The organism is Paraburkholderia humisilvae (assembly GCF_902859855.1).
GTDB classification, from domain to species: Bacteria; Pseudomonadota; Gammaproteobacteria; order Burkholderiales; family Burkholderiaceae; genus Paraburkholderia; species Paraburkholderia humisilvae.
Window position 1 is genome coordinate 49621 of the sequence record NZ_CADIKH010000043.1, and the last position, 11144, is coordinate 60764.

Here is an 11144-nt window from a genome sequence, read left to right on the forward strand (position 1 = left end):
GATGTTAACCGATGCGTCTTTCAGCTCGCAGTTCGGCTCTCGGTGCGATTTCCGACCGGCTTGCCGCCTAGACCGCGTCTCTCATCCGCTCGGCCACACCGCCGCGACGGTACAGCGCGAGCGTCGCCCCCAGCCCGCATAGGGCCGCAAAACTCAGCCAGTAGCCCGGCGCGGCCTTGTCGTGCAGCACCTCGATCAGGAACGTCGACACGGCCGGCGTAAAGCCGCCGAACAGCGCGGTCGCGAGGCTGAATGCCAGCGAGAAGCCCGCGACTCGTACCTCGACCGGCATCACCTCGGTCAACGCGGCGACCATCGCGCCGTTGTACACGCCGAAGAAGAACGAGAACCACATCAGCACGATAAACATCCGGCCGAAGCTTGGCGCCGACGCGAGCCACGACAGCGCCGGATACGCGGTGAAGATCGCCAGCAGCGAGATGGTCAGCAGCAGCGGCTTGCGGCCGATGCGGTCGGACAGCGCGCCGCCGATCGGCAGCCAGATGAAGTTGCCGATGCCGACGCACAGTGTGACGATCAGGCTATCCGACGTCGACAGCTTCAGCACGGACTTGCCGAAGGTCGGGGTATAGACGGTGATCAGATAGAACGTGGTGGTGGTCATCGCGGTGAGCAGCATGCCGGCGATCACCGTGGTCCAGTTCGCGAGCATCGAGCGGAAAACCTCGCGCGCGCTCGGATGATGCTTGCGCGACTGGAACGCTTCGGTTTCCTGCAGCGAGCGGCGCAGCAGAAACAGGAACGGCACGATCATGCAGCCGATGAAGAACGGGATGCGCCAGCCCCATGCGTGCAGCGCGTCCGCGGGGAGCCACGCGTTCAGCCCAAAGCCGAGCAGCGCCGCGACGATGATGGACACCTGCTGGCTTGCCGACTGCCAGCTCGTATAGAAGCCCTTGTTGCCGGGCGTCGCCATTTCGGCCAGGTACACCGACACGCCGCCTAGTTCCGCACCCGCCGAGAAGCCTTGCAGCAGGCGCCCGATCAGCACGAGCAACGGCGCGAGCACACCGATCGTCTCGTAGCCCGGCACGCACGCGATCAGGATCGTGCCGCTTGCCATCAGCGTCAGTGTGACGATCAGACCTTTGCGGCGGCCCACCTGGTCGATATACGCGCCGAGCACGATCGCGCCGAGCGGCCGCATCAGGAAGCCGGCGCCGAATACCGCGAAGGTCAGCATCAGCGACGCGAAGTCGCTGCCGGCCGGAAAGAATACCTTCGAGATATACGTGGCGTAGAAGCCGAACAGGAAGAAGTCGAACTGCTCGAGGAAATTGCCGCTGGTGACCCGCAGCACGGCGGCCACTTTCGACCGAGGTGGCTGCGCCGCAACGGACGTGACGGTCGATGGGGGCACGATCTTTGTCTCCATGGTGTTTCCGTAATGCGTAGTTTGAACCTTTGTTGCTCTGGTTTTCTTTCGAAATGAAAGGATAGAGGGCGCGAGCGAGCGCGCCCCGTACGCTAACTCATTCCGAACCGAGCTTCAAACTATTCGCTTGTCTTTTCTCGATCGACGACTTCAGTAGCGCGGCGCTGCGATAGATGCCGTGTGCGAATTTTCCGTAAGGCAGTGTCGCGAACAGCGCGAGCACGACGCCGAGGTGCACGGCGAGCAGCCACGCGAGCGCCGCGGTGTCGCGCCATGCGAGCAGCGCGAGACCGGTTGCACTGGTGAGCAGCAGCAGCGCGATAAAGCCGCGGTCCATCGGCTTCTGTGCCGCGTCGCCGCGTGCGGGATCGCGTTTGAGATTCAGCCACAACAGCCCGGCGGGGCCGATCAGCAGCCCGATGCCGCCTAGCGTGCCCAGCAGCACGGGTACGCTCACGAATGGATACGGCGCGTGCTGGTCGAGGGCATAGTGATAAAGCGTGGCCACCACAGTCGACGCGAAACACAGCATGAAGCCGTAGAACGTGAAGTGATGAAAGCGCCGTCGTGCGAGTGTGAAACGGTCGTCGGCCTCGTTGCAGCCGTCGCCGTGACCGCCGTCGAGATACTTCAGCGTGAGCGCGTTTCGGGTTGCTTCCGCAACGGCCGCCCCCCCGGCCGCACCTACGGCGGTGCCTGCCGACACGTCCTTCCAGAAGCGCGTGACGCCGGTGCCGAGCGACATGATGGCGAGTACGAAGACCACGCCGAACAGCAGCGCGAGCAGGTTGTGCGGGAAGATCGCGTAGAAGTTGCCCGCGAGCGGCGTACCGAAGAGCGGCGCCTTCATCGCGACGCCAAGCACGAGGAAGAGCGCGAGGCCGAACGCGAGCGCGAGCGACAGCGTCAGGCCATTACGTTTGTACAGCGCGCCCATGAACGACGGCACCGCATATTCGCTGTACGTCTCCATGCGCACCTTCGCCATGGCCTGCGGCACGTTGACCGCGAACTCATGCGGCGGGGCGTACTGGCACGCGTGGTAGCACGCGCCGCAGTTATGGCACAGGTTAGCGAGGTAGTTCACGTCGGCCTTGCCGAACTCGAGACGACGCGTCATCGCGGGAAAGACGGCGCAAAAGCCTTCGCAATAGCGGCACGCATTGCAGATCTGCATTTGCCGTGCGACTTCGGTTTCGTTCTCCGTTAGCGGGAGCACGCGGATGGTGCGATGCCTGTGTCCGCCGGTGGACCCACCGTTGGCCGCATCAAGTCCCGACGCCAGTTGCTGCGCGTCGCGCGCAAGTGCTTCAAGCTTCTGCACGGTGAGCTCCAGTTGATTCGCTTGCGGCATGCGCCGATGTATTCGCCATCGCGGCGCGCGCCGCCTGCGTCCCCGCGATGCGGCCGAATGCGGTGCCGATCGACATGCCGACGCCCGCGGTATAGCCCTTGCCGAGCACGTTGCCAGCCATCATTTCACCGGCCACAAACAGGTTGTCGCTTGGCTCGCCGCCGAAATGCACCTGCGCGCGGTCGTTCACCTTCAACCCGAGGTACGTGAACGTGATACCCGGACGCAGCGCATAACCATAGAACGGCGGTTTGTCGAGCGGCAGCGCCCAGTGTGTCTTCGGTGGCGCGAGACCTTCGGTGCGGCAATCGTCGAGCTTCGTATGATCGAACGTGCCCGGCCGGCACGCCGCGTTATACGCATTGACAGTGCGCATGAACGCGTCGACCGGCAATCCGAGCTGGCGCGCAAGGTCCGGCAGCGTGTCGGCCCGGGTGCCGGGAAATACCGGTGGCATAAAGCGGCCGATCGCTTTCGAGTCGATGATCGAGTAGCCGATCTGCCCGGCCTGCTGGGCGACAAGACGGCCCCAGATCGCATAGCGCTTCGGCCAGAAGTCCTCGCCCTCGTCGTAGAAGCGTTCGGCGTCGCGGTTCACCACCACGCCGAGCGATACGCAGTCGATCCGCGTGCAGATGCCGCCGTCGTACAGCGGCGCACGCGCGTCGATCGCGACGCAGTGCGATTGCGACGGATCGCCGATCGGATCGGCGCCCGCATCGATCATGAACTTGAGCAGCACGCCCTTGTTAAAGCGCGTGCCGCGAATCAGGAAGTTATCGGCCGGCCATTCGCCGCGCTCGTTTTGCCCCCACGCTTCGCGCAGCCACTCGCGGTTCGATTCGAAGCCGCCAGCGGCGAGCACACACGCGCGCGCCTCAAAGCGCTGGTTGCCGCTTTTCGCGGCGACGAAGCGGCCGTTATCGAGTTCGATCGAATCGACGGGGGTTTCGTAGCGCACCTGTACGCCGAGCGCTTCGGCGCTGCGGTAGTACGCGTTGACGAGCGCCTTGCCGCCGCCCATGAAGAATGCGTTGGTGCGCGCGACATGCAGCGCGCCTGACAGCGGCGGCTGAAAACGCACGCCGTGTTTCTGCATCCACGGCCTGCACGTTGACGACGCGCGAATCGTCAGGCGTGCGAGAGGTTCGTTCGTGATGCCGCCGGTGACCTTGAGCAGGTCCTGCCAGTATTCTTCTTCCGGGTACGCATCGACCAGCACGTCTTGCGGTGCGTCATGCATGCAGCGCAGATTGCGCGTGTGCTGGGAGTTGCCGCCGCGCCATTCGCGGGGGGCGGATTCGAGAAGCAGCACTGACGCGCCGGCTTCGCGCGCCATCAGCGCGGCGCACAACGCAGCATTGCCGCCCCCGATCACGAGTACATCGACCATGGTGGGGAGTCTCCTAGTATGGTCGAAATGTAGTCGGCGCGACGCGTTGCCGCAACCAGCCGGCGCGCAACGGGTCTTCAGTTTTCGTGAAGACCTTCGTTGAACACCGGCCAAACATCGCTAGCGCAGGCGGGCGCCGAGCCAGCGTCCCTGGCTCACCAGCTCGCGCGCCGTATCGGCGAGCACCACGCGCGCGGCGAGTCCCGCGGGCGACAGTTCGTCGTCCGACACGCTGACGAGCAGGTTCGGCCGCACCGCATCAGCGTCCGAAATCTGCACGCTGGCGAGCGCCGCGTTCTCGGCCCGCGCCAACGCCGCGCCGGGCTGGATCGTCGCGCCGAGGCCGCCGCGCACCGCATCCATCAGCATCGCAAGGCCGTCCACCTCGGCGACGATGCGCGGCTCGTATTTCGCACGTTTGAACGATGTGGCGAGCGTCGTGCGCAGGCCGTGCGGGCCGCTCGGCAGAATCAGCGGCAGCGTGCCGAGCTTCGCAAGTCGCACGCGTTTTGTTGTTGGCATGCCGGGCAGGTCGGGCGCGCCGATCACGAATAAACGTTCGTCGAGCAGCGGCATCACGCTCCAGCGCTGCGCGGGTTCTTCGTGAAAGAGAATTGCAAGGTCGATCTGCCGCGCGCCGAGCATCGACGCGAGGTAGCCTGACAATGTCTCGACGATCCGCAGCCGCACGTCGGGGTAGCGTTCGCGCATCGCACGCATGAACGCAAGCCCCAGCACGCCGCTCGTGCTGGTGGCGAGGCCGACGGTGACATGGCCCGACAGACGCGCCTGCCGCGCGGCGTGCGCGGCATCGTCGACGTGGCGCAGCGCGAGCTGCGCCTGGCGCCAGAACGCGAGCCCCGCATCGGTCGGCACCACACCGCTGGACGTACGCTGCAACAGCCGTGTCGCGAGCTCGCTTTCGAGGCGGCTGATCTGCTGACTTAACGCGGACGTGACGACGCCCAGCTCGAGCGCTGCTTTGCCCATGCTGCCGTGTTCGACCACGCTGACGAAATATCGCAACTGACGCAATTCCATTCGGGTTCCCCGCTCGGTGCCGTGAGCGGCATTGTCCGGAGTGGGGTCGGAAAACGCAAATGCGGGGGATCTCAGCAAATGAGCTCAGCCAATGAGGGTGAGACTGTTCGCGGATGATCTTCTTGACGGATTGTATGACAGGAATATAATAATCTCGAAAACGGATCATCGATCTCGTGAGCGGGAATGATCCGGAAAACGCGGTTGCCGCGCATGCCATGCAGTGGCCGCAACGAAAGCCGTGAACGAGCGGCCCGTCCATAGCAGAGCGGAGACACTCAGCATGCGCGATTCATCCACGATCGGCCTACGTCTGGACGGGCTTCCACTGTCCGGATTCCATTGGCGTCTGCTCGGCCTGATCGCAGCCGGCATGTACTTCGATTCGTTCGATATCTATATTGCTGGCACCGTGCTCGCCGCACTGATTCATAGCGGCGAATCGACGCTGAAGCTGAACGCGACCTTCGTATCCGTCACCTTTATCGGCATGATGGTCGGAGCATGGCTGTCCGGCGTGCTCGGCGACCGCTTTGGCCGGCGCTTTTCCTATCAGATCAATCTCGGCATCTATGGTTTCGCGTCGATTGCCGCCGCACTCGCGCCGTCCATCTACTGGCTGATTTTCTTCCGGCTGGTGATGGGGCTCGGCATGGGCGCGGAAATCGTGGTTGGCTACGCGACGCTGAGCGAGTTCATTCCGGCTGCGTGGCGCGGCCGTTTCGGCACGATCCTGAATCTGATCATCAATACTTCGCTGTTCCTGTCGACTTTCCTTGGCTGGTTGATCGTGCCGCATTACGGCTGGCGCTGGATGTTCGTGATCGCCGGGTGCGGCGCGCTCGTCGTCTGGATCCTGCGCAAGTCGATGCTCGAATCGCCGCGCTGGCTCGCGGCGCGCGGGCGCACCGACGAAGCGGAGCAAATCGTCGCCCGCATCGAGACCGCGTGCGGCGTCGATCCGGCCGTGGCGCGAGAAGCGGCGCGGAGTGCAGCACGGCAGGCGACCCGCGACGCGGCCCAGACCGTCGCACCGGCCGCAGCACGCATGAGCGAACTGTTCTCGCGGCGCCTGTTGACCCGCACGATCACCGCCATCACCGTGCTGGTCGCGCTTTTTATCGTGAACTACGCATTCGTTAGCTGGATTCCGACTTTTCTCGTCAAACAGGGGCACAGCATGTCGAACTCGCTCGGCCTCACCGCGCTGATGTTCGCGGGCGGCCCGGTTGGCTCGCTGATCGCGTTTGCACTTGCCGAACGGGTCGGTCGTAAATGGGGCATCGTCGCTTTTTCGCTGGTTTGCGTTGCGTTCGGTGTGGCGTACCCGTTCGCGCAATCGGCGGCGATGATTACGCTGCTCGGCTTTGCGATCACTGCGTGCATTTATGTGCTGTCGTCGTTTAGCGTCGCGAGCTATGTGCCTGAGCTCTTTCCGACTGAATTGCGTCTGCGCGGCTCGGGCCTTGCTAACACGATCGGCCGCGCGGTCAGCATCGTCGTGCCCTATGCGGTTGCGGCGGCGTTCGCCGGCTTCGGCATTTCGGGTGTGATCGCGTTGATTGTCGCGACGCTGTTGTTGCAGGCGTTGATTGTCGGCGTGCTCGGCGCGGAGACCAAGCACCGCTCGCTCGAGGCGATTGCCGCCGAAACCGGCGATGCGACGCGCGGCGACGCGGGCGAACGGGCCGCGGCCGCGGTCAGCCGGTGATCCATCACGACCCAAGCAAGGAGCGATAGCCGATGCAACCCCGCACGACCTCCGCTGACGAACCTGTCACTGCGACGCGGCAACTCGCGCAATTCGTCGAGCGCACGCGCTGGAGCGATATCCCCGAAGCGGTGCGGCATGAGGCGAAGCGCGCGCTTGTCAATTACTTCGCGGTGGGGTTCGCCGGTTGCGCGGACCCGTCGATCGGCAAAGCGGTGCAGGTGTACCGGCGTTTGCGCGCCGGCTACGAAGCGAGCCTGATCGGGCGCGCGGAGCGCACCGACATGCTGAACGCGGCCGCGCTCAATGCGATGACCGCGAACGTGCACGATTTCGACGACACTCATCTGCCGACCATCATTCATCCGACCGCACCAGTCGCTGCGCCGCTGTTCGCATTCAGCGAAAGCAAAAGCATGACCGGCGAGGCGCTGCTGCTCGCGTTCGTGGTGGGCGTTGAAATTGAATGTCGGATCGGCAACGCGGTCTCGCCTTCGCACTATCAGCGCGGCTGGCACATTACGTCGACCTGCGGCGTATTCGGTGCGGCGGCAGCCGCGGCGAAAATCATCAAGCTGGATAACAGCCAGATTGCCGCTGCGTTCGGCCACGCATCCGCGCAGGCGGGAGGACTCGTCGAAACGCTCGGCACGATGGCGAAGAGCGTGAGTGTCGGCAATGCGGCGAAACACGGCATGCTGTCCGCGTGGCTCGCCGCGGATGGCCTGAGCGGCCCTGCGCGACCCATTGAAGGCGAGCGCGGCTTTCTGCGCGTCACCGCCGACAAACCGGATTTCAATGCGCTTACCGCCGGGCTCGGCAGTGTCTGGGCATTGCAGGCGAATACCTACAAGCCGTACCCATGCGGTGTCGTGCTGAACCCGGTGATCGAAGCGTGCCTCGATCTGGCACGCGACAGGCACTGGTCGCTGGCCGATATCGAACGGGTCGAACTGGTCGGCCATCCGCTGCTGCGCGAGCGAACCGATCGGCTCGACATTCGCAGCGGCCGCGAGGCACAGGTGAGCGCGCAGCATAGCGTCGCCGTCGTGCTCGCGACGGGCCGCGCGGGTCTCGCCGAGTTCAGCGACAGCAGCGCCGCGGACCCGGCGTTGCGCGCATTCGCGGGCCGCGTTGCCTTTGTCGACGACAGCCGCTTTCCGGTCGAAGCGGCGCGCGTCACGGTGCTGCTGCGTTCGGGCGAGAGCGTGTCGCGCACAGTGAGCGCCGCGCGCGGCAGCCTTGCGGTGCCGCTTTCGGATGCGGAGCTCGACAGCAAGTTGAAAGAGCTCGCCGCATACGGCGCACCGCATATTGCCACGCAACGCTTGCTCGATACATTGTGGACACTCGATACTGCCGGCGACGCCGCGATGCCGATGCACATCGCGCGTGTCGAGACCGGTTAGAAAAAAGCGCGACTCATGAACACGCGTGGCTTCGCCACCATCGCTTCAGCTTCGCATTTTTGTTGAACATCAATATGGAGAACTTTTAATGATCGTTGAGATGCGCATTTATCACTGCGCGCCGGGACGCTTGCCGGCGTTGCAGGACCGTTTCGTCAATATCACGCTGGGCTTTTTCGAGAAGTACGGGATCAAGCAGATTGGCTTCTGGACCACGCTGGTCGGCCCGAGCAATCACGCGCTTACGTACATGATCAAGTGGGAAAGCCTCGCTGAGCGCGAAACCAAATGGAATGCGTTCCAGTCGGATCAGGAGTGGATCACGAAGCGCGCGGCGACCGAAGCGGAAAAGCCGATCGTCGAGCGCATCGAGAACCACTTTCTGACGCCGACCGCTTTTTCGGCGCTTCGGTAGAACCGCACGAAGCGCTGCCTGCTAGCCGGTGGCGCCCCGGCTGGCTGGCACGCCGATGGCCTCGCAGGCTTTCGAGCGACCGTAGCCGGTGACTTCTTAACCTGGAGCCTGGAATGTCTCGCGTTGGACAGTTTTACATCGATGGAAAATGGGTCGCGCCACTCGCGCCGGTCTGGTTCGATCTGATCGATCCGGCAACCGAGTCGCGCTTCGATCAGCTGGCACTCGGCAATGCGGCGGACGTCGATCGCGCAGTCGCAGCGGCGCGCCGTGCGTTCCCGTCGTATTCGGCGAGCACGGTTGCCGATCGCGTCGCGCTATTAAAGCGCATCGTGCAGATCTACGAACGCCGCGTCGACGAATTCGCCGAAGCGATGCGTGCCGAAATGGGCGCGCCGATTGCTTTCGCGCGCAACAATCAGGCGGCGCGCGGGCCGTCACATCTGAATGCGCTGATCGATGTGCTCGATCACTTCGCATTTGAAACGCAGCGCGGCGCGACGCGTCTGCGGCATGAGGCGATTGGCGTGTGCGGGCTGATCACGCCATGGAACTGGCCGATCAACCAGATCGTCGTGAAGATCGCTCCTGCGCTCGCGGCCGGTTGCACGATGGTGCTCAAGCCGAGCGAATATTCGGCGCTCAGCGCGCTGCTATTTGCCGAAGTGCTCGACGAAGCAGGCGTGCCGCCGGGCGTGTTCAATCTGGTGAATGGCGACGGGCCGGGTGTCGGCGCGGCGATCGCCGCGCATCCGGACATCGATATGGTCTCGTTCACCGGGTCGACGCGAGCGGGTATCCAGGTCGCGAAGCTGGCGGCCGATACCGTGAAGCGCGTGGCACAGGAACTCGGCGGCAAGTCCGCCAATATCCTGCTCGATGACGTGAACCTGAACGATGCGGTGACGCGTGGTGTGAACGCGTGCTTTGCGAATTCGGGTCAATCGTGTTCGAGCCCCACGCGCATGCTGGTGCCGCGGCGTTTGATGGATGAAGCCGCGCAGATCGCGGGCCGGGCGGCGCAGGCGTTCAGGGTCGGCGCGACCGACAAGGTGACGACACAGCTGGGCCCGGTCGTGAACCGCAACCAGTTTGTGCGCGTGCAATCGCTGATTCAATCGGGCATAGATGAAGGCGCGCGGCTCGTGACAGGCGGCATTGGCTTGCCGGAAGGCCTGTCGAAGGGCTGGTTCGTGAAACCGACCGTGTTCGCCGACGTGAAACCCGATATGGCAATCTCGCGCGAAGAAATTTTCGGCCCGGTGCTGTCGATGATTCCCTACGACAGCGATGAAGAGGCGATCCAGATCGCGAACGATACCGTCTACGGGCTGGCCGCCTATGTGCAGTCCGGGAGTCTCGAGCGCGCGCGTACCGTGGCCCGCACGTTACGCGCGGGCGGTGTGCACCTGAACTATCCGACGCCCGATTTCAACGCGCCGTTCGGCGGCTACAAGCGCTCGGGCAACGGGCGCGAATGGGGCGAGGCGGGCCTGCGCGAGTATCTGGAGGTCAAGGCGATGGTGGGCTACGGCGAAGCGTGAGGCGAGACGCCGGCAGCGCGCAGAACCGCGGACCGAAGCGCACGGAGAGGCGCATACCCCGCAAAAAATTTTTGCCTTATTGGTTTGTATGACAATCGGACGGTAAGATAATCAGTGCAGATATCGACGATGCCGAAGTGGCATCGCAAACAACCGAGGGTAATGCAGATGGGAAACAACGACGGATTTGAAAAGGGCTTCGCGAACCGCAAGGAAGTACTCGGCGCGGGGCATGTTGAAAAATCATGGGCGAACGCGGACGATTTCAACCGGCCGATGCAGAAGCTCGTCACCGAGTATTGCTGGGGCGAAATCTGGGGCGACCCGACGCTGCCGTTCAAGACGCGCAGCATGCTGAACATCGCGATGCTGACCGCGATGAGCCAGCACCACGAGCTGGCGGTGCACGTGAAAGGGGCGTTGAAGAATGGTGTGACCAAGGACGAGATCCGCTCGGTGCTGATGCAGGCCGCGATTTACTGCGGCGTGCCGCTCGCGCTTGCGGCGTTTCGCGTCGCGACCGACGCGATCAAGGCGTATGAAGCGGAACCGAAGTCGTAGGCGAGCGGTGACGACACAACAATGACGGCGCCCCGCCGGAAGATTTTTTTGCGCATGTGTGTAACGCCGTACTTGCCGCGCCGCGCGCCGCCACATTGCGTGGCGGTGCCGAAATAACGATACCGGAGACACGGATGAAAGCGCTTACAGCAGAGCACCTCTCACAGACCGCCGAAGAACGGTCGATCGACGCAAAGAGAAAGAGCGCCATTATTGAGTTTCCCATAAAACATGACAACCGATTCGATGCTGGCGCGTTATATCTCTAACGGATTGAATGGAGATACGCGCCATGGCAAAGAAGCCGTTGGACGAGGCAA

Annotated in this window: 9 protein-coding genes; 5 read left to right on the forward strand and 4 right to left on the reverse strand. The window is 63.6% G+C overall.

Annotated elements, in window-relative coordinates:
* Positions 1–67 precede the first annotated feature (67 nt).
* From tcuC to HV796_RS30775, 4 genes are all read right to left on the reverse strand, one after another.
* Positions 68–1396, reverse strand: a complete 1329-nt coding sequence (tcuC, locus tag HV796_RS30760; RefSeq protein WP_175231362.1) for an MFS transporter — start codon at positions 1394–1396, stop codon at positions 68–70.
* Between the two features lie 97 nt (positions 1397–1493).
* Positions 1494–2720, reverse strand: coding sequence for a tricarballylate utilization 4Fe-4S protein TcuB (tcuB, locus tag HV796_RS30765; protein ID WP_246356127.1), 1227 nt, complete (start codon positions 2718–2720; stop codon positions 1494–1496).
* A complete protein-coding gene (tcuA, locus tag HV796_RS30770; protein ID WP_175231368.1) occupies positions 2707–4143 on the reverse strand; it encodes an FAD-dependent tricarballylate dehydrogenase TcuA in 1437 nt (478 codons plus the stop codon). The genes tcuB and tcuA overlap by 14 nt, the downstream gene beginning before the upstream one ends.
* A 120-nt stretch (positions 4144–4263) precedes the next feature.
* Positions 4264–5184: a LysR family transcriptional regulator gene (locus tag HV796_RS30775; RefSeq protein WP_175231371.1), complete on the reverse strand. Its 921-nt coding sequence runs from the start codon at positions 5182–5184 to the stop codon at positions 4264–4266.
* 283 nt (positions 5185–5467) lie between these two features.
* On the opposite strand from HV796_RS30775, the gene HV796_RS30780 reads away from it, so the two are divergent.
* The 5 genes from HV796_RS30780 to HV796_RS30800 all read left to right on the forward strand — a co-directional run bounded on the left by HV796_RS30780 (position 5468) and on the right by HV796_RS30800 (position 10824).
* Positions 5468–6895, forward strand: coding sequence for an MFS transporter (locus HV796_RS30780; protein WP_175231376.1), 1428 nt, complete (start codon positions 5468–5470; stop codon positions 6893–6895).
* A gap of 32 nt (positions 6896–6927) precedes the next feature.
* On the forward strand, positions 6928–8304 hold the full coding sequence (locus tag HV796_RS30785) for an MmgE/PrpD family protein (protein ID WP_175231380.1): 1377 nt from the start codon (positions 6928–6930) through the stop codon (positions 8302–8304).
* Positions 8305–8392: 88 nt separating this feature from the next.
* Positions 8393–8719 carry an NIPSNAP family protein gene (locus HV796_RS30790; protein WP_175231383.1) on the forward strand — a complete coding sequence of 109 codons (327 nt, stop codon included), beginning with the start codon at positions 8393–8395 and terminating at the stop codon, positions 8717–8719.
* 113 nt (positions 8720–8832) lie between these two features.
* Positions 8833–10263 (forward strand): aldehyde dehydrogenase family protein, encoded by a 1431-nt coding sequence (locus HV796_RS30795; protein WP_175231386.1) that lies wholly within the window; start codon positions 8833–8835, stop codon positions 10261–10263.
* Between the two features lie 168 nt (positions 10264–10431).
* Entirely contained in the window at positions 10432–10824 is a 393-nt protein-coding gene (locus HV796_RS30800) for a carboxymuconolactone decarboxylase family protein (RefSeq protein ID WP_175231388.1), read from the forward strand.
* Positions 10825–11144 lie beyond the last annotated feature (320 nt).